Origin of the sequence: Aeromicrobium sp. (genome assembly GCF_047606445.1) — a bacterium.
In the GTDB taxonomy this organism is placed as follows: Bacteria; Actinomycetota; Actinomycetes; order Propionibacteriales; family Nocardioidaceae; genus Aeromicrobium.
Genome location: NZ_JASGEK010000069.1, coordinates 1 through 26,617, shown reverse-complemented (window position 1 = coordinate 26,617; position 26,617 = coordinate 1). Strand labels below are relative to the sequence as shown.

The 26,617-nt window shown below is 71.7% G+C and carries 27 protein-coding genes and 3 tRNA genes; 21 read left to right on the top strand and 9 right to left on the bottom strand.

All coding sequences use genetic code 11. From position 1 onward, the window contains the following. Positions 1-131: 131 nt before the first annotated feature. Entirely contained in the window at positions 132-1,304 is a 1,173-nt protein-coding gene (locus QM621_RS13205; protein ID WP_414990852.1) for an acyltransferase family protein, read from the bottom strand. Positions 1,305-1,365: 61 nt separating this feature from the next. On the opposite strand from QM621_RS13205, the gene QM621_RS13200 reads away from it, so the two are divergent. The 5 genes from QM621_RS13200 (at position 1,366) to QM621_RS13180 (ending at position 6,689) form a co-directional block, all read left to right on the top strand. Then, entirely contained in the window at positions 1,366-2,607 is a 1,242-nt protein-coding gene (locus tag QM621_RS13200) for a M18 family aminopeptidase (RefSeq protein WP_414990851.1), read from the top strand. 331 nt (positions 2,608-2,938) lie between these two features. Next, on the top strand, positions 2,939-4,636 hold the full coding sequence (locus QM621_RS13195) for a cation:proton antiporter (RefSeq protein ID WP_414990850.1): 1,698 nt from the start codon (positions 2,939-2,941) through the stop codon (positions 4,634-4,636). A gap of 46 nt (positions 4,637-4,682) precedes the next feature. Continuing rightward, positions 4,683-5,120 carry a VOC family protein gene (locus QM621_RS13190; RefSeq protein ID WP_414990849.1) on the top strand — a complete coding sequence of 146 codons (438 nt, stop codon included), beginning with the start codon at positions 4,683-4,685 and terminating at the stop codon, positions 5,118-5,120. Between the two features lie 35 nt (positions 5,121-5,155). Then, positions 5,156-5,935, top strand: coding sequence for a DNA repair protein RecO (gene recO / locus QM621_RS13185; RefSeq protein ID WP_414990848.1), 780 nt, complete (start codon positions 5,156-5,158; stop codon positions 5,933-5,935). Continuing rightward, positions 5,898-6,689, top strand: a complete 792-nt coding sequence (locus QM621_RS13180; RefSeq protein ID WP_414990847.1) for an isoprenyl transferase — start codon at positions 5,898-5,900, stop codon at positions 6,687-6,689. The genes recO and QM621_RS13180 overlap by 38 nt, the downstream gene beginning before the upstream one ends. 3 nt (positions 6,690-6,692) lie before the next feature. Here the strand turns inward: QM621_RS13180 and efeB are convergent, their stop codons facing one another. The 3 genes from efeB to efeU are packed head-to-tail and all read right to left on the bottom strand — an operon-like array spanning position 6,693 to position 10,008. Further along, positions 6,693-7,952: an iron uptake transporter deferrochelatase/peroxidase subunit gene (efeB, locus tag QM621_RS13175; protein ID WP_414990846.1), complete on the bottom strand. Its 1,260-nt coding sequence runs from the start codon at positions 7,950-7,952 to the stop codon at positions 6,693-6,695. Beyond that, complete coding sequence (efeO, locus tag QM621_RS13170) at positions 7,949-9,151, bottom strand: iron uptake system protein EfeO (RefSeq protein WP_414990845.1); 1,203 nt, start codon at positions 9,149-9,151, stop codon at positions 7,949-7,951. Before efeO ends, efeB begins: the two co-directional genes overlap by 4 nt. After that, positions 9,148-10,008 carry an iron uptake transporter permease EfeU gene (gene efeU / locus QM621_RS13165; RefSeq protein WP_414990844.1) on the bottom strand — a complete coding sequence of 287 codons (861 nt, stop codon included), beginning with the start codon at positions 10,006-10,008 and terminating at the stop codon, positions 9,148-9,150. The genes efeO and efeU overlap by 4 nt, the downstream gene beginning before the upstream one ends. Positions 10,009-10,132: 124 nt before the next feature. On the opposite strand from efeU, the gene QM621_RS13160 reads away from it, so the two are divergent. From QM621_RS13160 to QM621_RS13140, 5 genes are all read left to right on the top strand, one after another. After that, on the top strand, positions 10,133-10,912 hold the full coding sequence (locus QM621_RS13160; RefSeq protein WP_414990843.1) for a fumarylacetoacetate hydrolase family protein: 780 nt from the start codon (positions 10,133-10,135) through the stop codon (positions 10,910-10,912). Beyond that, positions 10,905-12,398, top strand: coding sequence for a glutamate--tRNA ligase (gene gltX / locus QM621_RS13155; protein ID WP_414990842.1), 1,494 nt, complete (start codon positions 10,905-10,907; stop codon positions 12,396-12,398). The genes QM621_RS13160 and gltX overlap by 8 nt, the downstream gene beginning before the upstream one ends. Before the next feature lie 79 nt (positions 12,399-12,477). Then, positions 12,478-12,549: transfer RNA gene (locus tag QM621_RS13150), tRNA-Gln, on the top strand. Positions 12,550-12,581: 32 nt separating this feature from the next. After that, positions 12,582-12,657: transfer RNA gene (locus QM621_RS13145), tRNA-Glu, on the top strand. Between the two features lie 28 nt (positions 12,658-12,685). Beyond that, positions 12,686-12,758 (top strand) — tRNA-Glu (locus QM621_RS13140). Between the two features lie 92 nt (positions 12,759-12,850). Here the strand turns inward: QM621_RS13140 and QM621_RS13135 are convergent. Further along, entirely contained in the window at positions 12,851-13,690 is an 840-nt protein-coding gene (locus QM621_RS13135) for a PhzF family phenazine biosynthesis protein (protein WP_414990841.1), read from the bottom strand. Positions 13,691-13,772: 82 nt separating this feature from the next. Here QM621_RS13135 and QM621_RS13130 point away from each other — a divergent pair, with 82 nt between their 5' ends. Genes QM621_RS13130 through QM621_RS13115 form a run of 4 tightly spaced genes read left to right on the top strand, consistent with a single transcriptional unit; the run spans position 13,773 to position 16,434 of the window. Continuing rightward, positions 13,773-14,693: an aldo/keto reductase gene (locus QM621_RS13130; protein WP_414990840.1), complete on the top strand. Its 921-nt coding sequence runs from the start codon at positions 13,773-13,775 to the stop codon at positions 14,691-14,693. A gap of 14 nt (positions 14,694-14,707) precedes the next feature. After that, on the top strand, positions 14,708-15,445 hold the full coding sequence (locus QM621_RS13125) for an NYN domain-containing protein (RefSeq protein WP_414990839.1): 738 nt from the start codon (positions 14,708-14,710) through the stop codon (positions 15,443-15,445). A 1-nt stretch (position 15,446) separates the two neighbouring features. Then, complete coding sequence (locus tag QM621_RS13120) at positions 15,447-15,908, top strand: methylated-DNA--[protein]-cysteine S-methyltransferase (protein WP_414990838.1); 462 nt, start codon at positions 15,447-15,449, stop codon at positions 15,906-15,908. 7 nt (positions 15,909-15,915) lie between these two features. Further along, positions 15,916-16,434: a hypothetical protein gene (locus QM621_RS13115; protein WP_414990837.1), complete on the top strand. Its 519-nt coding sequence runs from the start codon at positions 15,916-15,918 to the stop codon at positions 16,432-16,434. Between the two features lie 6 nt (positions 16,435-16,440). Here QM621_RS13115 and QM621_RS13110 read toward each other — a convergent pair whose 3' ends face one another. Continuing rightward, a complete protein-coding gene (locus QM621_RS13110) occupies positions 16,441-17,157 on the bottom strand; it encodes an IclR family transcriptional regulator (RefSeq protein WP_414990836.1) in 717 nt (238 codons plus the stop codon). Between the two features lie 63 nt (positions 17,158-17,220). On the opposite strand from QM621_RS13110, the gene leuC reads away from it, so the two are divergent. The 4 genes from leuC to QM621_RS13090 are packed head-to-tail and all read left to right on the top strand — an operon-like array spanning position 17,221 to position 21,020. Beyond that, positions 17,221-18,633, top strand: a complete 1,413-nt coding sequence (gene leuC / locus QM621_RS13105) for a 3-isopropylmalate dehydratase large subunit (protein ID WP_414990835.1) — start codon at positions 17,221-17,223, stop codon at positions 18,631-18,633. A 3-nt stretch (positions 18,634-18,636) separates the two neighbouring features. Beyond that, on the top strand, positions 18,637-19,224 hold the full coding sequence (leuD, locus tag QM621_RS13100) for a 3-isopropylmalate dehydratase small subunit (protein WP_414990834.1): 588 nt from the start codon (positions 18,637-18,639) through the stop codon (positions 19,222-19,224). A gap of 51 nt (positions 19,225-19,275) precedes the next feature. Continuing rightward, positions 19,276-20,019 (top strand): lysophospholipid acyltransferase family protein, encoded by a 744-nt coding sequence (locus tag QM621_RS13095; RefSeq protein ID WP_414990833.1) that lies wholly within the window; start codon positions 19,276-19,278, stop codon positions 20,017-20,019. Next, the gene (locus tag QM621_RS13090) at positions 20,019-21,020 is read left to right on the top strand and encodes an NAD(P)H-dependent glycerol-3-phosphate dehydrogenase (RefSeq protein WP_414990832.1); all 1,002 of its coding nucleotides are present in this window, start codon (positions 20,019-20,021) and stop codon (positions 21,018-21,020) included. The genes QM621_RS13095 and QM621_RS13090 overlap by 1 nt, the downstream gene beginning before the upstream one ends. Here the strand turns inward: QM621_RS13090 and QM621_RS13085 are convergent. Further along, a complete protein-coding gene (locus tag QM621_RS13085; RefSeq protein ID WP_414990831.1) occupies positions 21,002-22,099 on the bottom strand; it encodes a trans-sulfuration enzyme family protein in 1,098 nt (365 codons plus the stop codon). The two genes, QM621_RS13090 and QM621_RS13085, sit on opposite strands and share 19 nt — an antisense overlap. A gap of 70 nt (positions 22,100-22,169) precedes the next feature. On the opposite strand from QM621_RS13085, the gene QM621_RS13080 reads away from it, so the two are divergent. Beyond that, positions 22,170-23,231: a D-alanine--D-alanine ligase family protein gene (locus tag QM621_RS13080; protein WP_414990830.1), complete on the top strand. Its 1,062-nt coding sequence runs from the start codon at positions 22,170-22,172 to the stop codon at positions 23,229-23,231. A gap of 15 nt (positions 23,232-23,246) precedes the next feature. Next, complete coding sequence (locus QM621_RS13075; RefSeq protein ID WP_414990829.1) at positions 23,247-24,230, top strand: thiamine-phosphate kinase; 984 nt, start codon at positions 23,247-23,249, stop codon at positions 24,228-24,230. Positions 24,231-24,378: 148 nt separating this feature from the next. Here the strand turns inward: QM621_RS13075 and QM621_RS13070 are convergent, their stop codons facing one another. Together QM621_RS13070 and rpmB are read right to left on the bottom strand one after the other, a co-directional pair. Continuing rightward, positions 24,379-25,812 (bottom strand): amidase, encoded by a 1,434-nt coding sequence (locus QM621_RS13070; RefSeq protein ID WP_414990828.1) that lies wholly within the window; start codon positions 25,810-25,812, stop codon positions 24,379-24,381. Positions 25,813-25,835: 23 nt separating this feature from the next. Then, positions 25,836-26,021, bottom strand: a complete 186-nt coding sequence (rpmB, locus tag QM621_RS13065) for a 50S ribosomal protein L28 (RefSeq protein ID WP_414990827.1) — start codon at positions 26,019-26,021, stop codon at positions 25,836-25,838. 120 nt (positions 26,022-26,141) lie between these two features. On the opposite strand from rpmB, the gene QM621_RS13060 reads away from it, so the two are divergent. After that, positions 26,142-26,617, top strand: a 476-nt coding sequence (locus tag QM621_RS13060; protein WP_414990826.1) for a DAK2 domain-containing protein, incomplete at its 3' end; no start/stop codon positions are given.

Below are 26,617 nucleotides of genomic sequence, written 5' to 3'. Positions count from 1 at the left end.
GCGGCGGCCTGGGCGCTGCTCCGAGGCAGGCCGGGCCGCCGGGCCGCCGGGGCGCTGGCGGCGGTGGCGATGGTCGTCGCGGGGGTCGTCACGGCGTCGGCGGACGCGCCGCTGCTGACGCCGCTCGCGGCTCAGTGGTGCGCGCTGGCGGCGTTGGCCGTGGTGGCGGCCTCGGCGCTGGTCCGGCCTCGGCCGAGCCGCAGCGACGGCCGTTCGACGCAGCGGTAGAGGACTTCGCCGACCAGTTGGCCGACGACGGCGGTTCCGAGGAACAGCAGCGGCCAGGAGATCGCGAACTGGGTCAGCCCGCCCTGCTCGACGATGAGCGCCAGCACGGTCAGATGGCAGCAGAACAGCGCGTAGGACGTGCGTCCGAGATGGCGCAGGAGCGGGTGGGCGAGCGGCGAGGTCGCCCGCGGGGCCAGCACGCTCGGCGCGACGACGAGCAGCGCGATCAGCCCGTAGCCGATCTGCCGGGCGAGCGCGCCGCCGACGCCGGGCTGGAACAGGCCGACCGGCCCGCCGACCGGGGTGGCGAGCACGACGAACAGCGCCGCCGCGGCCGCCCGGCAGGCGAGCCGCTCCCGCGCGACGACCACCGCCGTCTGGGTGAGCGGCCGGGGACGCTCGGCGTCGGCGTCGGCGGCGAGCACCGCCAGGAACAGCCCGGCGGCGAACCAGGGCAGGTAGGCCGGGAGCTGATGGCGCAGCGTCTCGGCCCACCCGGCGTCGACCGACCACACGAGCGCCGAGTAGGCCACGCCGCCGACGGCGAGAAGCCCCACCCAGGCGAGCAGTCCCCCTGCCCAGCCGCCGCCGGCGCGTGCCAGCAGCCAGCCCAGCAGCGGCAGGACGAGGTAGAAGCAGACTTCGACCGACAGGCTCCACATCTGGGTCAGCCCCTCCGGCAGCCGCCGTCCGGTGAGATGGTCGACCAGCGACAGCTCCCACAGCCACGTCCACAGGCCGGCGCCCCGGTTCTGCGGGAGGATCAGCAGCGCCGCGACCACGGTGACGGCGTAGACCGGCCAGACGCGGAAGAAGCGTTTGCGGTAGTACCGCCGGGCCGGCTCGACGGGCGCGCCCGTCAGCGCGCGGGCCACGTGCGGCCGGCCGAGGAGGAAGGCCGAGAGCACGAAGAACACCGCGACGCCGGCCTCGAGCCGGTGCGCGGCGGCGCCGAGCAGACCGTGTCCGTAGACGCCGGCCCAGAAACCCGTGTGCGTGCCGACCACGGCGAGCGCCGCCAGCGCGCGGAGCCCGTCGAGCTCGGGGTACGCGCGGGGCGGGGCGGTCGGAGTCACCGGCCGATCCTCACACGCGGGTGGTTCGCCGACACGAGTCGATCGCCCTAGACTCGCCCGCATGGACGCCGTGGAGCAGTTGATCGAGTTCGTCGACGCCTCGCCGTCGCCGTTCCACGCGTGCGCGACGGCGGCGGGGCTGCTGGCCGGGGCGGGGTGGGCCGAGGTCGACGAGCGCGACCCGTGGCCGAGCGAGCCGGGCCGCTACCTCGTGCGCCGGGGCGGGTCGCTGGCCGCCTGGTCGACGGTCGCCTCCACCGATCCGGCCGACGCCTTCCGCGTCGTCGGCGCGCACACCGACAGCCCGAACCTGCGGCTCAAACAGCGCCACGACCGCCGGTTCGCGAACCTCTCGACGGTCGCGCTGGAGCCCTACGGCGGGCCGCTGCTGACCACCTGGCTCGACCGCGACCTCACCGTCGCCGGACGGATCGGCCTGCGCGACGGCTCCGAACGCCTCGTCCACGTGGCCGAGCCGATCCTGCGGGTGCCGAACCTCGCCGTCCACCTCGACCGCGACGCCCAGGGGTCGCCCGACCGCCAGCGCCACCTCGACGCGATCTGGGCCGGCCACGCCGACGACGAGCCGTTCCTGGCCTGGCTCGGCCGCCGGGAGGGCTTCGACGCCGCCGACGTGCTCGGCTTCGAGCTGATGACCGCCGACACCCAGCCGAGCGCCGTCGTCGGCGACTTCCTCGCCGCGCCGCGCCTCGACAACCAGGCGACCTGCTGGGCGGGCGTCCGGGCGATGGTCGACGCGCCCCAGGTCGAGGGCGTGCGCCCGGTGCTGGTCCTGTTCGACCACGAGGAGGTGGGCAGCGCCTCCGAGCGGGGCGCCCAGTCCGACCTGCTCGCGACCGTGATCGAGCGGACGGTGCTGGCCGCGGGGGGGAGCCGCGACGACGTGCACCGCGCGGTGGCCGCGTCGGTCTGCGCCTCCGGCGACATGGCCCACGCGACCCATCCCAACCACGCCGAGCGGCACGAGCCGCTGCACCGGATCGCCGCCGGCGGCGGCCCGGTGCTCAAGGTCAACCAGAACCTCCGCTACGCCACCGACACGCGCGGAGCCGTCGCCTTCGCCCGGGCCTGCGAGGCCGCCGACGTGCCCTTGCAGCGCTACGTCCACCGCGCCGACCTGCCGTGCGGCTCGACCATCGGCCCGATGAGCGCCGCCCGGACCGGGATCACGACGGTCGACGTCGGCGCCCCGCAGCTGGCCATGCACTCCGCGCGCGAGCAGATGGCGACCGCCGACGTCGAGCCCTACACCCGCGCGCTCACCGCCTTCCTGTCGCCGTAGACCTGGGGAAACGCTGATCTGGATGCGACTCCAGGCGACCTGGGCGCGGGGTGGCGGGGTTCGAGCCCTGGTTCCCGCCTGTTCGGCCTCTCTCCCGGTTCGGGGAGGACGCCTGGACCACGGTCAAGTACCCCGATGCCGAACGGTACGAGCAACTCGGCAGCGGGTCAGCGAGGCCGCGGTCGCCGAGCCGGACAGACCGGCAGCCCTGTCACGCCCACACAGCGGCAGCGGACACATCGGTATCCGAAATCACCCCGAAAGCACAACCGGAAACCGAGTCGGTGGATCAGGGCTGAGGAGACTGGACCGAACCTGTCAGTATCGGGGCATGGAGACGGTGGAACTCGCGGTGCTCGGCGTCGTGATCGTGGTGGTCGTCAGCGTCGTCTCGCCGCGGCTCGGCATCGCGGCGCCGCTGTCGCTGGTGGCGGTCGGCGTCGGGCTGTCCTTCGTGTCCGGGGTGCCGCAGGGTCAGATCGACCCGGAGATCATCCTCGCCGGAGTCCTGCCGCCGCTGCTGTACGCGGCGGCCGTGACGATGCCGGTCACCGACTTCCGGCGCGACCTGAAATCGATCAGCGGGCTGTCGGTGCTGCTCGTCGTGGCGACGTCGGCGGGACTCGGCGTGCTGCTGCCGACGGTCGTGCCGGGCGTCGGCTTCGCGGAGGCCTTCGCGCTGGGCGCCATCGTCAGCCCGACCGACGCCGTCGCGACGTCGATCGCCCGGCGCACCGGGGCGCCGCAACGGCTGCTGACCGTGCTCGACGGCGAGAGCATGTTCAACGACGCCACCGCGCTCGTGTTGTTGCGCAGCGCCATCGTGGCGACGGGCGCGGCCGTCTCGGTGCTCGACGTCGGGCTGCATCTGCTGCGCGCCGTGGCGGTGGCGGTGCTCGTCGGGCTCGTGGTGGCCGCGCTGAGCCTGCTGGCGAGGTCGCTGGTCCGCGACGCGACGGTGGCGACCGCGATCAGCTTCATCGTGCCGTTCGTCGCCTACGCGCCGTCGGAGCACCTGGGCGGCTCGGGGCTCGTCGCGGTGGTCGTGGCGGGCCTGGGCATCGGCTCGCGCGGCTACGTCGAGCTGCGGCCGGAGGACCGGGTCGCCGAGCGGGTCAACTGGCGGACCATCGCCTTCCTGTTGGAGGGCGCGGTCTTCCTCGCGATGGGCTTGCAGTTGCGTCCGTTGTGGAACGACTTCGACCGGAGCGGACAGTCGGTCGGGCTGCTCGTGGGAGCCAGCGCGCTCGCCTTGGGCGTCGTCTGCGGCGCGCGGGTCGTGTTCACCGGAGGGCTGCTGCTGGTCTTGCACAAGGACCGCAAACGACACGAGACGCTGCGTCCCCGGATCGCGGCGTTCCGCGACTTCCTCGCCTCGCCGCAGGCGCAACGGCACTCCGAGACGCGGCGTCGTCGGGCGTTGCAGGCCATCGAGCGGCGCGAGGCCGACATGGCCTTCTACGAGGAGCACCACCTCGGGTCGCGCGAGGGCGTGGTGCTGGTCTGGGCGGGCATGCGCGGCTGCATCACCGTCGCGGCGGCCCAGACGCTGCCGCACGACCTCGCCCAGCGCGATCTGCTGGTCTTGGTGGCGTTCGTGGTCGCGGGGGCGTCGCTGCTGCTGCAGGGCGGCACGCTGGCGTTCGTCGTGCGGGCGCTGGGGGTGGTCGACGACCGCACCGCCGCCCGCAAACGGCAGGCGAAGGCGCTGGCCGAGGCTCTGGCCGACGTCGCGACGGCCCGCTGCGACGAGGTCCGGCTCGAAGGCTTCGACGGGCGCGCGATCGACCCGACGGTGGTCGAGGAGGTGCGCCATCGCGGCACCCCCGCGGCGGTCCGGGCGTGGGCGGGCGACGAGTCCGCGCCGGACTGGAAGCAGCGCATGCGCGACTACCGCGAACTGCGTAGCGCCGTGATCGAGGACCAGCGGGAGGCGCTGCTCGACCTGCGGGCCGCCGGCCGCCACGACTCGGCCGTCATCGCCGAACTCCTCGACCGCCTCGACGCCGTCCAGCTGGCGAGCGAGTGAGTCGAGGCGCGCGAATTATGTCGGCGCCGTGCGGGACAGTGGTCTCATGAGCAGAGAAGTGCAGATCACCTTCGACGCGGCGCGGCCGGGCGCGCTGTCGGAGTTCTGGGCCGAGGCCCTGGGCTATGTCGTGCAGCCGCCGCCGGAGCCGTTCGGCAGTTGGGCCGAGGCGTTGACGGCGTGGGGCGTGCCGCCGGAGCATCACGACTCCCGGTCGGCGGCGGTCGACCCCGACGGCGCGGGACCGCGGATCTTCTTCCAGCGGGTGCCGGAGGAGAAGGCGGGCAAGAACCGCGTCCACCTCGACCTCCGGGTCGCGCCGGGCGCGGTCGGCGACGAGCGCATGGCCGCCTTGGAGGCCGAGAGCGAGCGTCTCGTCGCGTTGGGCGCGCATCGTCTGTACCGCGTCGAGCCCGACGGCCGCATGGAGCAGGGCTTCATCACGATGGCCGACCCCGAGGGCAACGAATTCTGCCTCGACTGACCAGTTCTGTCGTGGGGAGGTGGCAGGATGGAGCGGTGAGCCTGTACCGCGACGCGGCGGTCGTGCTGCGCACCCACAAGCTGGGGGAGGCCGACCGCATCATCACCCTGTTGACCCGTGAGCACGGGCAGGTGCGCGCGGTCGCCAAAGGGGTGCGCAAGACGACGAGCCGGCTCGGCGGACGGTTGGAGCCGTTCATGCACGTCGACCTCCAGTTCGCCGAGGGCCGCCAGCTCGACATCGTCACGCAGGCGGAGTCCATCGACCCGTTCGCGCTGCGCATCTGCGTCGACTACAGCGCCTACACGGCGGGCACCGTCATGTTGGAGACCGCCGAGCGGGTCGTGCCGCAGGACTCCGAGGCCTCGACGCCGCAGTACCAGCTGCTCGTCGGCGCGCTGCGGGCGCTGAGCTGTCGCCGTCAGAGCGCGGGGCTGCTGCTCGACTCCTACCAGCTGCGGGCGCTCGCCATCGCCGGCTACGCCCCGAGTTTCGGCGCGTGCGCGCGGTGCGGCGCCGACGGTCCGCACCGCTTCTTCCACGCCGGGTCCGGCGGCATCCTGTGCGACGCCTGCCGGGCGCCCGGGTCGGCCGCGCCGAGCCCGCCGACGGTCGCGCTGCTCGCCGCGCTGCTGACCGGCGACTGGGCGGCCGCCGAGGCCTCGCAGGAACGCGCGCGCCGCGAGGCGGCCGGAATCGTCGCGGCCTATGTGTCCTGGCACCTGGAACGCTCGTTGCGCTCCCTGCCCCACGTCGATCGAGGAGAGGCGTTCTCGCATGAGGCCCGTCCCGCCCCCGCCGTCCCCGTCGGCTAGCCCCCGCCCGCCGACGCCCCACCCCTCGGGCGTCCGGGCTCCCGACCTGCCGGCCGAGCTGATCCCGCGCCATGTCGGCATTGTCATGGACGGCAACGGACGCTGGGCCAAGGAGCGCGGACTGCCGCGCACGGCAGGGCACGAGATGGGCGAGGCGGCGCTCTTCGACGTGGTCGAGGGGGCCATCGAGTTGGGCGTCGAGGCGGTCTCGGCCTACGCCTTCTCCACGGAGAACTGGAAGCGCTCGCCGGAGGAGGTGCGCTTCCTCATGGGCTTCAACCGCGACGTCATCCGGCGTCGTCGCGACGAGATGCACGAGCTGGGCGTGCGGGTGCGCTGGGCCGGACGGCGGCCGCGTCTGTGGCGCAGCGTCATCAAGGAGTTGGAGGCGGCCGAGGAGCTGACCTATGACAACAAAGTGTTGACGCTCACGATGTGCGTCAACTACGGCGGCCGGGCCGAGGTCGCCGACGCCGCCGCCGCGCTCGCCCGCGACGTCGCGGCGGGCCGGGTCAACCCCGACAAGATCGACGAGAAGGTCTTCGCGCGCTATCTCGACGAGCCGTGGATGCCCGACGTCGACCTGTTCTGGCGCACCTCGGGCGAGCAGCGCACCAGCAATTTCCTGCTGTGGCAGTCGGCCTACGCCGAGATGGTCTTCAGCGACATCGCCTGGCCCGACGTCGACCGCCGCGCCCTGTTCGCCGCCGTCGAGGAGTACGCCCGCCGCAACCGCCGCTACGGCAGCGCCTGAGATCTACTCGAACAGCGCCTGGGCGAGGTACTCGCCGTCGCGGACGCCGGGGGGGATGGCGAAGACGGCGGAGCCGATGTGGCGGATGTACTCGTTGAGGCCGTCGGTCTTGAGCGAGTTCTGCACGGTCACGAACTGCTCCGGGTCGCGCTGGAAGCTGAGGAAGAACAGGCCGGCGTTGATCTGGCCGAGGTCGTTGTTGCCGTCGACGTAGTTGTAGCCGCGCCGCAGCAGTCGGACGCCGCCGTTCACGTCCGGGTGGGCCAGGCGGACGTGCGCGGTCTCGGCGATGGCGAGGTCGCCGCCGGTCTTCGCCGAGAAGTCCGGCTCGGCGAACTCGGTCCCGCCGCTCAGCGGGCCGCCCTCGCCCTTGGTCCGTCCGATGACCTCCTCCTGCCCCTCCAGGCGGGTGCGGTCCCAGATCTCGATGGTCATCTGGATCGTGCGGGCCACGAGGTAGGAGCCGCCCGCCATCCAGCCGTCGCTCGCCCACACCCATTTCTCGAGCGCCTCGGCGTCGTCGGCGAGGATGTTCGCGGTCCCGTCCTTGAAGCCGAACAGGTTGCGCGGGGTCTGCTGCTCGGTGCTGGTGCGCGAGGTGCGGCCGTAGCCGAGCTGCGTCCAGCGCACATGCGCACGGCCCGCCGCGATCCGGCTGAGATTGCGGATCGCGTGGACGACCACCTGCGGGTCGTCGGCGCACGCCTGCACGCACAGGTCGCCGCCGCTGATCGGGTCCTCCAACAGGTCGAAGGCGAACAGCGGCAGCGTGCGGAGCTCCGGCGGCTGGCGGTCGGCGATGCCGAACGGGTCGCCGTCGCGTTCGAACAGCGACGGGCCGAGCCCGAAGGTGAGCGTCAGCCCGTGCGCGCCCAGTCCCATCGCCTCGCCGGTGTCGTCCGGCGGGGCCAACGGTGAGCCGCCGATGGCGCCCGTCTGGCCGACTTCGCCGCCACGGGCCATGCGCTCGGCGGCGTCGGTCCACTCCTGGAAGAGAGTGATGAGATCGTCACGGCCAGTGTCGTCCATCATGTCGAAACTGGCGAAGTACAGGTGTTTCTGCACCGGGGTGGTGATGCCGGCCTGGTGCTCCCCGCAGAAGGGGTAGACCGTCTGTCCCTCGTCGACGGGTTCGTCGCCGCCACTCTGACGACCGCCGACGTAGCCGACGGCCCCAGCCGCCGCAGCGGCCGCGGCGAGGCCGAGGGCCCCCCGACGGCTGACGCCGGACGGGGAGCCCTCGGTGGTGTCGCTTGTCGTCACTTCGGCAAGACTACGCTGGTCAGACGTGACAGCGGCTCGCTGAGGGCCGTCAATTGAGCAGCGAGCTCGTTGCGCTGTTCATCGGTGACGCTGTCGTAGGAGACGAATGGGTCGGCGTCCTCGTAGCTGCCATAGGTATTCAGCAACTCCTTCATGGTGGCGAACTGCTCGTCGAGCTCAGCCACGAGTGCTTCACCCTCCTCGCCCTTGGCTTCAGCGAGATCGCGGACGGTGCCGTAAGCGACCTCTGCGCCCTCGACGTTCGCGTAGAAGTCGTACAGATCGGTGTGGCTGAACTCGTCCTCTTCACCAGGCAATTTGCTGGTGGCGACCTCGTCGAGAAGTCCGCTCGCGCCGTTGGTGATGCCGTCGATGGTCAGCTCGAAGTTGTCGGAGTGGACCTCGTCGTAGAGCGCCTGGACGTCGGCGACCAGCTGGTCGGCCACCTCGGCGCGGCCGTCGGCGTCAAGCGCCGTGATGTTCTCACCGGGGTAGTTGGCCTTCGCCTCGTCGAGCCACAGGTCCATCTCGATGCGGTGGAAGCCGGTGAAGTCCATGTTCTCGGCCTCGGCCATGGGCTTGCGGTAGTCGATCTTCGGATCGAGGGGACCGAAGCTCTCAGCGGTCGGCTCGATACGCTCGTAGTTGATGCGGGTCAACGGGAAGAGCCGCTTCGCCTCCTCGTCGTCGCCGTCCTTGTACGCGGTGGCGAACGCCTCGACGTTCGTCACGAGCTCGGCCACCTGGGTCTTGGTGTAGGCGGTGTAGCTGGCGACCGCGGCGTCGATGGCCTCCTGGTCGCTCTCGGAGACCTCCACTGCCTCGCCGGTGACCGTGAAGGCCTTCTGGTCGACGCCCTCGCCGACCATGCCGGGCTTGCAGGTGGTGAAGTAGTCGCCCGGCTGGAGCTGGACGGTGAGGTCGCGGCTGGCGCCGGGGGCGATGTTCTCGACCTCGCTGACGATGCGCAGGCCGTCGTCGGCGAGCACGTAGAACTCGGTGACCTCGTCGCCGGTGTTCTCGACGTCGAAGGTGACCGTGCCGGACTCGACGGAGTCGGAGGCGACCTCGCAGGCGTCCGCGCTGCTGGTGACCTCGATGGCGTCGCCGTCGCTGTTCTTGACGCAGCCGGTCAGGGCCACGGTCCCGGCGACCGCCAGGACGGCGGTCCGGGCCAGGGAGGGGCGGATGGATCTCATGATGCTCCTTTTCGGGGGGCTGACGTCGCGCGGGTGCGGCGCCAGAAGAGGGTCATGACCACGGCGAGGTAGAGCGCCCAGGCGATCACCTCGAGCTTGGTCATCTCGGGGGAGAAGCCGACGGTCCCCTTGAGCAGGGCCGCCGGGAAGCCGGACGGGTCGATGAGGTCGGGGACGCGGAACAGCCACGCGCCCTCGCCGTACCAGGGGGCCGCGCCGGACTCGAAGGGGCCGGGCAGGAAACGGGCCTCCTGGAGGTCGTGGACGGCGTAGGCGAGCACGCCGGCGGCCACGACCACGAGGAAGGCGCCGGTCCACTGGAAGAACTTCGCCAGGTTGATCCGCAGCGCGCCGCGATGGATGGCCGCGCCGAGCGCGAAGGCGCATCCGAAGCCGAGCACCGCGCCGAGCCAGGTGGGAGCGCCGCCGCCGGAGCTGCGCACCGCGCTCCACAGGAACAGCGCCGACTCGACGCCCTCGCGGGCCACGGCGAAGAAGCCGATGGCGATCAGGCTCCAGTCCGAGCCGGTGAGCGCCCGGTCGATCCCGGACTCCAGCTCGCCTTTGAGGTTCCGGGCCGCCCGGGCCATCCACAGCACCATGTAGGTGACGAAGCCGACGGCCACCAGCGACAGCGTGCCGCCGATGAACTCCTGGGCCTCGAAGGTGAGCCCGTACGCGCCGAAGGTGAGCAGCGCGCCGACGCCGAGCGACAGCGCGACCGCGCAGCCGACCCCGGCCCAGATGCGGCCCTTGACGTCGTCGCGGCCGATCTTGGTCACATAGGCCAGCAGGATGCCGACGACGAGGGCGGCTTCCAGGCCTTCGCGCAGGCCGATGATGAAGGTGGCGACCATGGGTGTCTTTCGCTAGAACCACATCGGTTTAGGTGAGGCTTGCTTTTCTTCGCGGAGCGTAGCACCGGGTTTGACCGCGCGGTACCACCGCTCTGTCGGACACGGCGCCCGGTAGGCTCGCCCCGTGCGTGTCGCGAGATTTGCCGGTGAGGACGACCCCAGGTTCGGCGTCGTGGGGGAGGAGGACGGCGCCCCGATGATCGCGGTGCTCAAAGGCGACCCGCTGTACGCGGGCTTCGAGCTGACCGGCGAGAAGGTCCCGCTGGCCGACGTGCGGCTGCTGGCCCCGGTCATCCCGCGCAGCAAGGTCGCGTGCGTCGGCAAGAACTACGCCGCGCACGCCGCCGAGATGGGCGGCGATGTCCCAGCCGAGCCGCTGGTCTTCCTCAAGCCGAACACCTCGGTCATCGGTCCGGGCGAGCCGATCGTCTATCCGCGGCAGAGCAGAGACGTGCATTTCGAGGGCGAGCTGGCGGTCGTCATCGGGCGCATCTGCCGCGACGTCGCCCCGGAGGACGCCCACAAGGTGATCTTCGGCTACACCGTCGCCAACGACGTCACCGCGCGCGACCTCCAGGCCGCCGACGGCCAATGGGCGCGGGCCAAGGGCTTCGACAGCTTCTGCCCGCTCGGCCCCTGGATCGAGACCAACCTCGACACGGCCGACCTGCGGGTGCGCACCACGCTCAACGGCGAGACGAGGCAGGACGCGACGACGGCCGACATGGTCTTCGACGTGCCCGCCGTCGTCGCCCACATCTCCAGCTTCATGACGCTGCTGCCCGGCGACGTGCTGCTGACCGGCACCCCCGAGGGGGTCGGCCCGATGGAGGTCGGCGACTCGGTCGGCGTCACCATCTCCGGCATCGGCTCGCTCATCAACCAGGTGGTCTCCCATGACTGACACGACCCTGACCGGCGGCAAGCCGGTCGTCGCCCGCTTCTGCCCGTCGCCGACCGGCAACCCGCACGTTGGCATGGCGCGCACCGCCCTGTTCAGCTGGGCCTTCGCGCGCCACCACGGCGGCCGCTTCGTCTTCCGCGTCGAGGACACCGACGCCAGCCGCGACAGCGAGGAGTCCTACCAGCTGCTCGTCGACGTGATGCGCTGGCTCGGCCTCGACTGGGACGAGGGCGTCGAGGTCGGCGGCCCCAATGGCCCCTACCGCCAGAGCGAGCGCATGGACGTCTACGCCGACGTCGCCCGGAAGCTGCTCGACGCGGGTCTCGCCTACAAGGCCTACGACACCGCCGAGGAGTTGGAGGAGCGCCGCGAGAAGGCGCGCGCCGAGGGCCGCCCGAGCGGCTACGACGGCCTGCACCGCGACCTCACGCCCGAGCAGCGGGCGGCCTACGAGGCCGAGGGCCGCCAGCCGGTCATCCGCTTCAAGATGCCGGAGAAGGACTGGACCTTCGACGACCTCGTGCGCGGCCCGATCACCTTCGGGGCTGAGAACGTGCAGGACTTCGTCATCGTGCGCGCCAACGGCCACCCGCTCTACACGCTGACCAACCCGGTCGACGACGCGCTCATGGGCATCACCCACGTGCTGCGCGGCGAGGACCTGCTCAGCTCGACGCCGCGCCAGATCGCGCTGTACGAGGCGTTCGCCGAGATCGGCGTCGGCGACGGCTCGACGCCGCGCTTCGCGCACCTGCCGTACGTGCTCGGCTCGGGCAACCGCAAGCTGTCCAAGCGCGACCCGGAGTCGAATCTGCTCGGCTACCGCGACGAGGGCTTCCTGCCCGAGGGCCTGCTCAACTACCTGGCGCTGCTGGGCTGGTCGATCGACGCCGAGCGGGACGTGTTCACCGTCGCCGAGATGGTCGAGGCCTTCGACATCACCCGCGTCAACCCGAACCCGGCCCGCTTCGACCTCGCCAAGTGCGAGGCGATCAACGGCGACCACGTGCGGCTGCTGCCGACCGAGGAGGTCGAGCGCCGTCTGGTCCCGTACTTCCAGGCGGCGGGCCTGTTCGGCGACGAGGTGAGCGGCGAGCAGGCCGCCCTGCTCGCCGCCGCCACGCCGCTCGTCCACGAGCGCATGGGCAAGCTCACCGAGGCCGTCGAGATGCTGCGCTTCCTGTTCGTCGACGAGGCGGATTTCACCGTCGACGAGACCGACGCCGCCAAGCAGCTCGACGAGAAGGGGCGCGCGGTGGTCAAGGCCGCGCACGAGGCGCTCGGCGCGCTGGACGACTGGACCACCGAGGCGATCGAGGCGGCCTTGCGTGCCTCGCTCGTCGACGGGCTCGGTCTCAAGCCGCGTCTGGCCTTCGGCCCGGTGCGGGTCGCCGTCACCGGCCGCCGGGTGTCCCCGCCGTTGTTCGAATCACTGGAACTGCTGGGCCGCGAGCGCTCGCTCAGTCGTTTGTCGGCGGTGCTCTGAGGTGGCTCGACCCCGCGTCGTGGATGCTCGCGCCATGGGATAGAGTTGTCTCTCGGTTTCGGGTTCGCCCTGGAATCATTGGGGTATGGTGTAATTGGCAACACGGCTGATTCTGGTTCAGTTGTTCTAGGTTCGAGTCCTGGTACCCCAGCGAAAGAGTCGGAAGCCACTGACTCGTTCCTTGCCCCGTTGGTCTAGCGGTTATGACGCCGCCCTCTCAAGGCGGAGATCGCCGGTTCGAATCCGGTACGGGGTACCAAGCTCTCCTGGCGGGAGCTTGTGTGCTTGCCCCGTTGGTCTAGCGGTTATGACGCCGCCCTCTCAAGGCGGAGATCGCCGGTTCGAATCCGGTACGGGGTACAGGGAGCCATCTCTTCGGAGGTGGCTTTTCTCATGGTCGTCGGGCGTGACGACGCGCTGGGTGAACGTCCGGGTGGGGGCGTGGCTCTCCTTCAGAGCGTGGCGACGCCGTGGAAGCAGACCGTGGCCGCGCCGCCGATCCAGACGGTGTCGCCCTCGACGGTGACGACGACCTCGCCGGTGCGGCCCAGGCGGGTCCCCTGCGAGACCGTGTAGTGCTCGGGCGCCTCGCCCGCGCCGGTGAGCCACTGGGCGACCGAGGCGTTGAGGCTGCCGGTGACCGGGTCCTCCGGCACGCCGACTCCCGGCGCGAAGGCGCGGATCTCGAAGGCGTGCCGCGACCCCTGGGGGTAGGCCCCGATCACGCCGACCTTCGCGTCGGGCATGAGGGAGAAGTCGGGGTCGAGCGCCAGCACCTCCTCGGCGGTCGCCAGCCGGACGGCCGCCCAGCCGGGGCCGTTGTCGACCCACCGGTGGTCGACGATCTGCTCACGAGCCAGGCCCAGGCCGGCGAGCAGCGGGGCGAGGTCGGCGTCGTCGAGCGGCCCGGAGCGCAGCACGGGAGGGGCGGCGAAGGAGAGCGTGTCGCCGTCGACGCGGATCGGGACCAGGCCCGCCCCGCACTCCTGGACGACCGCACGGGGGTCGCGCGGGACGCCGCCGTGGGCCAGCCAGGCGCGCGCCGACCCGAGCGTCGGATGGCCGGCGAAGAGCAGCTCGCCGGTCGGCGTGAAGATCCGCAGCCGGTAGTCGGCCCGCTCGTCGACGGGCGGCAGGACGAAGGTCGTCTCGGACAGGTTCGTCCACGACGCCGCCTGGCGCATCGCGTCGTCGTCGAGCCCGGCGCCGTCCAGGACCACCGCCACCGGATTGCCGCGATAGGGGGTCGGCGAGAACACGTCGACCTGGGCGAAGGCACGGGCACGGGACACAGGTCTTCCTCTCCTCGACTCCTCCCAGTCCTAGCACGCGGCAGGTGACGGCGACCGTCTCGAAGCGTGCCAGGATGACGAGGTGAGCACGCTGTCGCTGAGTCCGATGACCCTGGGTTGCCTCTCCTTCGGCTCCCGTCTCGACGAGGACGCCGCCCGAGCCGTCGTCGACGCGGCGCTCGACGCGGGCGTCACCAGCTTCGACACCGCCGACGCATACGGGGTCGGGGCCAGCGAGGAGATCCTGGGCCGCGTCCTCGCCGGGCGGCGCGACGAGGTGGTGATCGCCACCAAGTTCGGGATGACGATGGAGGGCCAGAACGGCGACGAGACCGCGCGCTCCTCCCCGGCCTACATCCGACGGGCCGTCGAGGCCAGCCTGCGGCGGCTCGGCGTCGACCGCATCGACCTCTACCAGTGGCACACGCCCGACCGGGTGACGCCGTTCGCCGACACCATCGGCGCGCTCACCCAACTGGTCGACGCGGGGCTCGTCGGCGCCATCGGCGTCTCCAACCTCACCGGCGCGGAGCTGAGCGAGGCGCTGGCCGCCGCCGACGCCTACGGCTTCGAGCGGTTCGTGACCACGCAGAACGACTACTCGCTCTACCACCGCGGCGCCGAGGACGACCTCGCCGAGGTGTGCTTGCGCGAGGGCGTCGGGCTGATGCCCTACTTCCCGCTCGCCCAAGGCCTGCTGGGCGGCGCGTACCAGCGGGGCAAGATGCCGCCGCCGGGATCGCGGCTGAGCCGTCACCCCGAACGTCTCGTCGGCGCCGACTGGGACCTGATCGAGACGCTGGAGGCGCACGCGGCGGATCTGGGCATGACGCTTCCGGAGATGGCGCTCGGATATCTCGCCGCGCGCCACGAGGTCGAGTCGGTCGTGGTGGGCGCGACGACTCCCGAGCAGGTCGCCGCCGACGCCGAGGCCGTCGACACGCCCCTGCCCGACGAGGCGGCCGCGACGCTCGCAGCGCTGCCGCGCGGCGACCGCAGGTGACCTAGGCTGGCCGCATGGCTGCCCCCGACCTCCGCATGGCCGTCCTCATCGACGCCGACAACGCCCAAGCCGCGAAGGTCGAGGCGATCTTGCGCCGGGTGGCCGAGTACGGCAAGGCCAACGTCCGCAAGGCCTATGGCAACTGGCGCAAGGACGAGCTCAAGGGCTGGTCGGAGAAACTGCACGAGTTCGCCATCGCGCCGGTGCAGCAGTTCGACCTGACCAAGGGCAAGAACGCCTCCGACATCGCCATGGTCATCGACGCGATGGACCTGCTGCACGCCGGCGACGTCGACGGCTTCGCGATCGTGTCCAGCGACGCCGATTTCACCCCGCTCGTCATGCGGCTGCGGCAGTCCGGCGCGGAGGTCATCGGCTTCGGCCAGGCCAAGGCGCCCGAGCCCTTCCGCAACGCCTGCTCGCGCTTCTTCGAGGTCGAGGCGCTCGGCGCCGACGGCGACGACGAGGACCAGAGCGGGGAGTCGGAGCGTCCGCAGCGTCGCACCGGCGCCCAGTTGAAGCAGAACAGCCGTCTGATGAGCCTCATGCGCTCGGCCATCGACGACGCCGCCGACGACGACGGCTGGGCGACGCTCTCGCAGGTCAGCAACCTGATCCGCAACCAGTCGTCCTTCGAGCCGCGCAACTTCGGCTACGCCAAGTTCAGCGACCTGGTCAAGGCCATCGACCTGTTCGAGGTCGCCGGCGACAACAAACGCGTCCGCCGCAAGCCCAAGCGGACGAGGGGCTGACATGGCCACGCGCTATATGGACTCGCCCGTCGGCGGGCTTCGGCTGCACAGCTCGGCGGGGCTGCTGACCGCTGTCGACTTCGGGGCCGAGCCGCGCGGCCGGAACGTCGCCGACCCGGTGCTCGACGCCGCCCAAGCCCAGCTGGAGGAGTGCTTCGCCGGGACGCGCACCGAGTTCGACCTGCCGCTGGCCGCCGACGGCACCGAGTTCCAGCGCAAGGTGTGGGGCGAGCTGCGCCGCATCCCCTACGGCGAGACGGCCACCTACGGCGACATCGCGCGCCGTCTCGGCTACGAGCCGGTCATCTCGCGGGCTGTCGGCGCGGCCAACGGAGCCAATCCGATCCCCATCGTCGTGCCCTGCCATCGGGTGGTCGGCTCGGACGGGAACCTCACCGGATACGCCGGCGGCGTCGAGCGCAAGCGTGTCCTACTCGACATGGAGCGCCCCGGCCTGTTCTGATGGGGCCATGGGCAAAAAGAAGACCAGTAAGACCGACAAGGCCGTCGCCGACCTGAAGGCGCTCGTCAAGAAGTACGAGAAGCGCATCGACAAGCTGGAGGAACAGCTCGCCGAGCGCGCCGACGTGGTCGGCGCCTACAAGAAGCTCGCCGAGAAGTACAAGGCGAAGGCCGACGAGTACAAGGCCGAGGCGAAGGGCTACCAGGCGCGCGCCAAGAAGCTCGCGAAGAAGGCCGCCAAGGACGCTCAGGCGTTCGCCGCGCGGGTGGCCGACAACGCCGAGGACGTGGCCGACCAGGTCGAGGACGCGGTGGAGGAGGCCGTCGAGAAGACCGCCCGGAAGGCGGGCGAGGCCAAGGACGCGGTGGTCGAGAAGGCCGCCGCCGTCAAGGAGTCGACCACCTCCGACGCCCCCGCCCCGGACTCCTCGTGGACCGTCGCGCAGCTGCGGGCCGAGGCCAAGGCGCGCGGCGTCGTCGGCTACTCCCGCAAGACCAAGGCGCAGCTCCTCGACGAACTGGCCTGACGCCGGTCACATCCCGCGGCGGAGGCTCTGCGAGAGGCGTTCGCCGGCGGCGACGACGGCCGGGGCGTGCATGCGTCCCGGCTGTCGCGTCAAGCGTTCCAGCGGTCCGGAGACCGACACGGCCGCGACGACCTTGCCGGAGGGGGAGCGCACCGGCGCGGAGACCGAGCCGACGCCGCTCTCGCGCTCGCCGACGCTCTGCGACCAGCCGCGCCGACGCACGGCGGCCAGCTCGGCGGCCGAGAAGTTCGCCTTGAGCAGGCCCTTGTTCATGCGCTCGGGGTCCTCCCAGGCGAGCAGGATCTGCGCGGCCGAGCCGCCGGCCATCGTCAACTGGCTGCCCACGGGGATCGAGTCGCGCAGGCCGGTGGGCCGGTCGGCGGCGGCCACGCACACGCGGTGCTCGCCCTGACGGCGGAACAGCTGCGCCGACTCGCCGGTGATGTCGCGCAGCCGGGCCAGCACGGGCCCGGCCGCGGCCAGCAGCCGGTCCTCGCCGGCGGCCGAGGCGAGCTCGCCGAGGCGGGGGCCGAGGATGAAGCGCCCCTGCATGTCGCGGGCCACGAGGCGGTGGTGCTCCAGCGCGACGGCGAGGCGGTGGGCGGTCGGCCGGGCCAGCCCGGTGGCGGCCACGAGGCCGGCCAGCGTGGCGGGTCCGGGCTCCAGAGCCGCCAGTACCAGTGCGGCTTTGTCGAGGACACCCACTCCGCTAGAATTGTCCATGTCTTGATACTGCCGTATCGAATCGTGAGACGCAAGCCCAATAACGACGAGGAAGTGGCACTCATGGGCAGAACACTGGCTGAGAAGATCTGGGACGACCACGTCGTCCGAAGCGCGGACGGCGAACCCGATCTGCTCTACATCGACCTCCACCTCATCCACGAGGTCACCAGCCCCCAGGCCTTCGACGGACTCCGCCTGTCGGGTCGGCAGGTGCGCCGTCCCGACCTGACGCTGGCCACCGAGGACCACAACATCCCGACGACCGACCTCGACAAGCCCATCGCCGACCCGGTCTCGCGCACCCAGGTCGAGACGCTGCGCAGGAACGCCGAGGAGTTCGGCGTGCGCCTGCACCCGATGGGCGACATCGACCAGGGCATCGTCCACGTCGTCGGCCCGCAGCTGGGCCTGACCCAGCCGGGCATGACCATCGTCTGCGGCGACTCGCACACCTCCACGCACGGCGCGTTCGGCTCCATCGCCTTCGGCATCGGCACCTCCGAGGTCGAGCACGTGCTCGCCACGCAGTCGCTGTCGCAGGCCAAGCCGAAGATGATGGCCGTCGAGGTCGAGGGCGACCTGCCCGAGGGCTCGACCGCCAAGGACCTCATCCTCGCGCTCATCACGCAGGAGACCACCGGCGGCGGCCAGGGCTACATCGTGGAGTACCGCGGCGAGGCCATCCGCAAGCTGTCGATGGAAGCCCGCATGACCATCTGCAACATGAGCATCGAGTGGGGCGCCAAGGCCGGCCTGATCGCCCCCGACGAGACGACGTTCGAGTACATCAGGGGACGCGCCCACGCGCCCGAGGGCGAGGCGTGGGACGAGGCCGTCGCCTACTGGACGAGCCTGGCCACCGACGACGACGCCGTCTTCGACAAGGTCGTCACGATCGACGCCACGCAGATCACGCCGTTCGTCACCTGGGGCACCAACCCCGGCCAGGGCGTGCCGCTGTCGGCGAACGTCCCCTCGCCCGACGACTTCGACGACCCGAACGAGAAGGTCGCCGCCGAGCGGGCGCTGGAGTACATGGGCCTGACCGCCGGCACCCCGATGCGCGACATCCAGGTCGACACCGTCTTCATCGGCTCGTGCACCAACGGCCGCATGGAGGACCTGCGCACCGCCGCCGAGCTGATCCGCGGCCGCAAGGTCGCCGAGAACACCCGCGTCCTCGTCGTCCCCGGCTCGGTGCGCGTGCGCCTGCAGGCCGAGGAGGAGGGCCTCGACGTCGTCTTCAAGGAGGCCGGCGCCGAGTGGCGCGGAGCGGGCTGCTCGATGTGCCTGGGCATGAACCCCGACACCCTGCAGCCGGGCGAGCGCAGCGCGTCGACGTCCAACCGCAACTTCGAGGGCCGCCAGGGCAAGGGCGGACGCACCCACCTGGTCTCGCCCGAGGTCGCCGTCGCCACGGGCGTGCTCGGCCACCTGGCGAGCCCCGCCGATCTGCAGAAGGCAGGAGCCTGAGTCATGGAGAAGTTCACCACGCACACCGGCGTCGCGGCCCCGTTGCGCCGCAGCAACGTCGACACCGACCAGATCATCCCGGCGGTCTACCTCAAGCGGGTCACCCGCTCGGGCTTCGAGGACGGCCTCTTCGCCGCCTGGCGCGGCGACCCGGAGTTCGTCCTCAACCAGCCCGCCTATGAGAAGTCGACGGTGCTCGTCGCCGGTCCCGACTTCGGCACCGGCTCCTCGCGCGAGCACGCGGTGTGGGCGCTGCAGAACTACGGCTTCAAGGTGGTCGTCAGCTCCCGCTTCGGCGACATCTTCCGGGGCAACTCCGGCAAGGCGGGCCTGCTCGCCGCGCAGGTCGACGAGGACGTCGTGAACGCGCTCTGGGAGCACGTCGAGGCCAACCCGGGCGCCGAGGTGACCGTCGACCTGGAGAGCCGCACGGTCAGCGCGGGCGAGATCACCGCCCCCTTCGCCATCGACGACTACACCCGTTGGCGCCTGCTGGAGGGCCTCGACGACATCGCGATCACCCTCTCCCACGAGGACGACATCGCCGCCTACGAGGCCCGGCGCCTGCCGTTCAAGCCCGCCACCCTGTAGCGGTGCGACCGGACTCATGGGGGTGACCCCGCCCGTACTAGGGTCGCCCCCATGGGTCGATGGTCGGGCATGCCGCGGACGTCGCGCTGGGTCGTGCGCGTCCTGCGGCCGTGGCTCATGCTGCTCACGAAACGCGACTGGCAGGGCGCGGAGAAGCTGCCGTCGGGCGGCTACGTGCTCGCCCCCAACCACCTCTCCCACCTCGACCCGCTGCTGCTCTCGCACTTCATGGCCGACCACGGGATCGCCCCGCGCTTCCTCGCCAAGAGCACGCTCTTCGACATGCCGGTCGTCGGCCGCATCCTCGCCGGCGCCGAGCAGATCCCCGTCTGCCGCGGCACCGGCGCGGCCGCCGAGTCGCTGCGCGCCGCCGTGGCCGCCGTCGGGGCGGGCCAGGTCGTCTCGATCTACCCCGAGGGCACCCTCACCCGCGATCCCGACTGCTGGCCGATGACCGGTCGCACCGGCGCGGTGCGCGTGGCGCTGTCCAGCGGACGCCCGCTGATCCCATTGGCCCAGTGGGGCGCGCAGGAGATCCTGTGGCCCTACGGCAGACGGCTGCGCGTCCTCCCGCGCAAGACGGTCCACGTGCGCGTCGGCGACCCCGTCGACCTGACCGACTTCGAGGGCCGCGAGCTCACCGAGGAACTCCTCCACGAGGCCACCGAGCGCCTCATGGACGCCCTCACGGCGTTGGTCTCCGACATCCGCGGCGAGCTGCCGAGCGGTCCGCGCGTCGAGGTGCGCGACGTGCAGCGAAAACTCGAAGACAACCACCCCGCGAAGGAGCAGTGATGGCACGGATCGCAGTCATGGGAGCAGGCTCGTGGGGCACCGCCTACGGCGTCGTCCTCGCCGACGCCGGCAACGAGGTGCGCATGTGGGGCCGCCGCGCGGAACTGTGCGAGGCCATCGCGACCACGCACGAGAACCCCGACTACCTGCCGGGCGTCCCGCTGCCGGAGAACCTGACCGCCTTGGCCGACCCCGCCGAGGCACTCGACGGCGCCGAGGTGGTCGTGCTGGCGGTGCCGTCGCAGCAGCTGCGCGCGAACCTCGCCGACTGGGGCGCGCACATCGGCTCCGAGGCGGTCATGGTGAGCCTGATGAAGGGCGTCGAGCTGGGCACCCACCTGCGCATGAGCGAGGTCATCGCCGAGCTGACGGGCGCCGGGCCGGAGCGGATCGCGGTGCTCAGCGGCCCCAACCTCGCCAAGGAGATCGCCCGCCGCGAGCCCGCCGCCAGCGTGATCGCGTGCGCTGACGAGGCGGTCGCCGAGCGGCTGCAGGCGCTCTCGCACTCGCCCTCCTTCCGCCCCTACACCAACACCGACGTGGTGGGCTGCGAGCTGGCCGGCACCACCAAGAACGTCATCGGCCTGGCCGTCGGCGTCGCGGTCGGCCTCGGTTTCGGCGACAACGCCAAGGCCGCCATCATCACCCGCGGCCTGGCCGAGGCGGCGCGGCTCGGCGGAGCGCTCGGCGCCGACCCGATGACCTTCGCGGGTCTGGCCGGCATGGGCGACCTCGTCGCGACCTGCTCCTCGCCGTTGTCGCGCAACCGCACCTTCGGCGAGAAGCTCGGCCAGGGGCTCAGCGTCGACGAGGCGGCCGCGCAGATGCGCCAGGTCGCCGAGGGCGTCAAATCCTGCACGTCGGTCAAGGAGCTGGCCGCCAAGCACGGCGTCGAGATGCCCATCGTCGACGCGGTCGACGCGCTCGTGCAGGGGTCGATCACCCCGCAGGAGCTGGTGGTCGCGCTGCTGTCGCGTCAGGCTCAGCCCGAGGTGCGCTGACCCAGCTCGGCGCGACGGCCGACGTCGAGGCAGCGGGCGACGTCCTCCCAGACGTCCTCGACGTTCTCGATGCCGACCGACAGCCGGATCAGCGACTCCGAGACCTGGTCGCGCTCGCCCTCGTGACGCCGACGGCGCTCCCACGTCGTCTCCACCCCGCCGAGGCTGGTGGTGTAGACGACGATCTCGCTGGACTCGGTGACCTGCTGCGCCGCTCCGGCCCCGGCGACGACCTCGAAGGAGATCATCTGGCCGAAGCCCGGATAGCGGACGTTCGCGACGTCCTTGCGCTGGCGCAGCCGTTCGGCGATCTCGCGGGCGTTCTGCTCGGCCCGGTCGAGCCGGACGTGCAGGGTGCGCAGACCGCGCAGGGTCAGGTAGGTCTCCAGTGCGCCGGGCACCGAGCCGGTCATGGTGCGGCGGGTGTGCAGCGCCCGGGCGCCTCGGTCGTCGTGGGTGAGGACCGCGCCGAGCAGCACGTCGGAGTGGCCGGAGATCAGCTTGGACGCCGAGTGGACGACGAAGTCGGCCCCGAGGTCGAGCGGACGCTGGCGCAGCGGGGTGGCGAGGGTGTTGTCGACGACCACGGCGACGCCGATCGTCTTCAGCGCCGCGCAGACCGCGCGGATGTCGGTGACCTCCAGCTCGGGGTTGGTGGGCGACTCCAGCCACAGCATCGCCGCGTCGGTGGCGGCGGCGATGACGTCGGCGGTGTCGGCGACGTCGATGAACTCGACCTCGACGATGCCGCGCTTGGCCCGCCGCCGCAGTTCCTCGCCGGTGCCGAAGTAGGCGCCGGCCGCCGCCACGACCTTCGCGCCGACCGGCAGCAGCTCCAGCACTGCGGTGGTCGCCGCCATGCCGGAGGCGAAGGAGATGCAGTAGCCGCCCTCCAGCGCGCCGAGCGCCTCCTCCAGGCCGGTCCAGGCCGGGCTGGCGTGCCGGGCGTAGTCGGAGGCGCCGCCGGGGATCAGGGCGCTCGCCGGGGTGATCGGCGAGTTGAGCGGGGCGTCCGGGAGTCGTTCGGGGCGTCCTGCGGCGACGGCGAGGGTTTCCAGCGACGTGGGACGGACCGACATGCGGCCTATTGTGCCCGTTGCCCCGGGCGATGTCACCGACGAGGTGGGCGGCGGGCGGTAGGGTGGCCCGGTGACCGACTCGACCACCGATTCCAGGATCCGCGTCTGCCTCGTCTACGGCGGCCGTTCCAGCGAGCACGGCGTGTCGTGCCTGACCGCGCGCGAGGTGCTGTCGGTCGTCGACACGACCCGCTACGCGGTGAGCGCCATCGGTATCACGCCGACCGGCCGCTGGGTGGCGGCCGAGCCGCGCTGGCCCGACCTGGAGCCCGGTCGTCTGCCGCAGGTGCCCGAGGACGCGCCCGCCGTCGCGTGGGAGAGCGTGCGCGAGGCCGACGTGGTCTTCCCGCTGCTGCACGGCCCCTGGGGCGAGGACGGCACGCTGCAAGGACTGTTGGAGATGGCCGACGTGCGCTACGTCGGGGCCGGCGTGCTGGCGAGCGCGGTCGGCATGGACAAGGTCTTCGCCAAGACGGTCTTCGCCGCGGCCGGCCTGCCCCAGGTGCCCTATGTGCCGGTCGAGCCCGCGGAGTGGTCGGCCGACCGCGACCGCGTCGAGGCGAGGGTGCGCGCGCTCGGCCTGCCGGTCTTCGTCAAGCCCGCGCGCGCCGGGTCGAGCTCGGGCGTGGTCAAGGTCGACCGGTGGGACGACCTCGCCCCGGCGATCGAGCAGGCCCGCTCCTTCGACCCGAAGGTGCTCGTCGAGGCGGGCAAGGTCGGCGCCCGCGAGGTCGAGTGCGGCGTCGTCGGCACGCCGGGCGGCGAGCCGGCGGCGAGCGTCGTCGGCGAGGTGAGCGTGCGCGAGGGGGCCCACGACTTCTACGACTTCGAGGCCAAGTACCTCGACGGCTCCAGCGCGAACGTCGTCCCGGCCGACCTCTCGCCGACCGAGTCCGAGCGCATCCGCGGCTACGCCGTGCAGGCCTTCGAGGCGATCGGCGGCGAAGGGCTGGCCCGCGTCGACTTCTTCCTCGACGGCGACGATCTGGTCGTCAACGAGGTCAACACGATGCCGGGCTTCACGACCTCCTCGATGTTCCCGCTGCTGTGGGAGGCCTCGGGTCTGCCCTACGCCGATCTGGTCGACCGACTGCTCCAGCTGGCCCTGGAACGCCCGCTGGGTCTGCGCTGAGCCACAATGAACTCCATGCGGGCAAGCGAGAGCGGCGCGGGCGACCTCACGGTCGAGACGGTCGCGGAGTTGGGCGAGTTCGGGCTGGTCGAACGGATCACCGACGCGCTGGCGACGACGCCGGCGGTGATCGTCGGCGCGGGCGACGACGCGGCCGAGGTGAAGGCCGTCGGCAGCGTGGTCGTGTCCACGGACCTGCTGGTCGACCAGGGCCACTTCCGGCGGGACTGGTCGACGGCGCACGAGGTCGGGCGCAAGGCCGCCGCCTCGAATCTGTCCGACCTCAACGCGATGGGCGCTCGGCCCACGGCGTTGACGCTCTGCTTGGCGCTGCCCGGCGACCTGCCGGTGTCGTGGGTCGACGAGATGGTGCGCGGCTTCGTCGAGGAGTGCCGGTCGGTCGGCGCGGCGGTGGTCGGCGGCGACGTCGCGGCCTCGGACGTGCTGACCATCGCGGTCACCGCGCTCGGCCATGCCGACCAGACGATCTGCCGCGACGGCGCGGAGTCCGGCCAACAGGTCGCCGTGGCCGGCGCGCTCGGCTTGTCCGGGGCGGGCTTCGCCGCGTTGAGCCGGGGCTTCCGGTCGCCGCGCGCGGCGGTGCAGGCCCACCGGGTGCCGGAGCCGCCCTACGGCGCGGGCATGGCCGCCGCCCGGGCCGGCGCGACCGCCATGATCGACGTCAGCGACGGCCTGATGGGCGACCTGGGGCATATCGCCCGGGCCAGCGAGGTGCAGATCGACTTGAACACGGGGCTGATCCCGCTGGAGCCGGCGGTCGTCACGGTCGCGGAGGCCCTCGGCCGCCATCCGCTGAGCTTCGTGCTGTCCGGCGGCGAGGACTACGCCATCGTCGCGACCTTCCCCGCCCACGCCGAGCTGCCGGAGGGCTTCACCCGCATCGGCACCGTCGTCGCAGTCCCGGCCGGCGACCGCCCCCGCGTGATGGTCGACGGCGAGCCATGGGACGAGACCCCCGGCTACGAGCACTTCCGCTGAGCAACTCACTGCCTTTCGACTCCCGGAGGCGGTGAGTTGTCCACCTTTGGCTAGCCGTCGGTGGCTGATCCACCTTATGAGGCCTCATAGGGTGGAGGACTCACCGACGAACGGTGAAAGGTGGACAACTCACCGCCCCAGGGGGACGTCAGTCCTGGATGCGGGCGAAGCCGATCGACTGCTCCAGCTCGAAGGCCAGCTCCAGGAGGGTCCGCTCGTCGCCGTGGGTGGCGGAGAAGTGGACGCCGACGGGGCGGCCGTCGTCGGTCTGAGCCAGGGGCAGGCTGATCGCCGGTCCGCCGGAGGCGTTGTTGGCGGGGGTGAAGGCGGCGTAGTTCAGCAGCCGCGGCATGAGCGTCTCGAAGCCGTTCGCCGGGGACAGGTGTCCGAGCTTCGGCGTCACGTAGCCGAGTGTGGGGGAGAGGATCACGTCGACCTGTTCGGCGACGAAGGTGTTGCGGTAGACGTGCTCGCTGGCTTTGAGCGCCTTGATCGCGGCCGGCGTGCGCCACGGACGGCGGCGCAGCTCGCGGGCCAGGCCGAGCGTGAGCGGGTCGTTCTTGCGCCCGTCGTACTTCGTGTGCAGCAGCCGCGAGCCGAACTGGTGCATCGAGAACGCCAAGAGCGCCCAGTAGTGCAGGAAGTGGTCGGCGAAGGAGTCGTCGACCGGCAGGCCGATCTCGACGACCGTATGGCCGTCTTTCTCCAACTGGCGGGCGACGTCGAGCACCGCCGCGCGCGTCGTGTCGTCGGTGGGCTCGGTCAGCGAGTCGAGGATCAGACCGACGCGCAGACGCCGCTCCGAGGGGCCCTCGACCCGTCCGACACGCGGCAGTCGGGCGTTCGGGCGGTGCCGGTCGACGCTCGCCAGATAGGCGGCCTGGTCGCGGACCGACCGGGTGACGACGCCGTTGGACAGGATGTTGACCGGCATGCTCCTGCCCGCCGCGCTCACGACCTCGCGGCCCCGGGTGAACTTCAACCCGACGAGGCCGCAGGCCGCCGCCGGGATGCGGATCGAGCCGCCGCCGTCGTTGGCGTGCGCGAAGGGGACCGCGCCCGCCGCGACCAGCGCGGCCGAACCGCCTGAGGACGCGCCGCAGGAGTAGTCGGTGTGCCACGGGTTGCGGGTCGGCTCGGCCTCGGCGAACTCGGTCGAGGCGTTGAAGCCGAACTCCGGCAGCGAGCTCTTGCCGAGCGCGATGGCGCCGCTGGCCAGGAGCTGCCGGACCACCGGCTCGCTGGTCTTGGCCGGTCGCGGGTCGAGGACGGCCGCCGAGCCGTGACGGGTCGGCAGGCCCGCCAGGTCGACGTTGTCCTTGACGAGCGTCGGCACGCCGTCGAAGGCCGCGAGCGACGGGTCGACCGCGCGGGGGCCGGCCGCCCGTTCGCGCGCCTGCTCGAAGCCCGCCGTGACGAGCGCGTTCAATCGTTGGTTGACCGCCTCGATCCGGCTGATCGCCGTGTCGACCGCTTCGGCGGGACTCAGATCACCGGCTGAAATAGCGTCGGCGACCCCGACAGCGTCGAGGTCGCCGAGTGCGTCGTCAGCGAAGGCGTGGACTCGTGTGGTGCTGGTCACGCCAGAACTGTAGCGTCAGGCGCTCAGCGGCTGACCTTGCCCGCCTTGAGGCAGGAGGTGCACACGTTGAGGCGCTTCGGGGTGCCGTCGACCACGGCGCGCACTCGCTGGATGTTCGGGTTGAAACGACGCTTGGTGCGTCGGTGCGAGTGGGACACGTTGTGACCGAAGCCGGGTCCCTTGCTGCACACGTCACAGACCGCTGCCACGGTGATCACTCCTGGAAGATCGAGAGATAAGTCGAACGAGGTTGCCAAGGCAACCGCTCAAGAATAGCCGACCGGCGAGGCCTGAGGCGAATCGGCTCCGGGAACGATAATCTCTGGCCCATGAGTCTGCGTCTCGACGCGGCGCCGTTCGCGCGCTGGACCCGGCTGTGCGCCGACGCCTTGGCCGCCGCCCGGGCCGAGATCGACGCGCTCAACGTCTTCCCGGTGCCCGACAGCGACACCGGCACCAACGCCTTCGTCACCTTCGCCGCCGGGGCCGAGGCGGTCGCCGAGCTGGGCGGCGAGGCGACGCTGGTCGAGCAGGTCAAGGCCTACCGCGACGGGCTTCTGACGCACGCGCGCGGCAACTCCGGCGTGATCATGTCGCAGTTGGTGCGCGGCAGCCTGTCCGGTCTGCCGACGGACGGCGAGGTCGTCGGCGAGCACGTCGCGGCGGCCTTCGAGCGCGCCACGACGGCGGCCTACGAGGCCGTCGGCGATCCGCAGGAGGGCACGATCCTCTCGGTCGCCGCCGCCGCGAGCCGGGGCGCGCGCGAGGCCGCCGACCGGGGCGCGTCGACGCGCGAGGTGTTCGC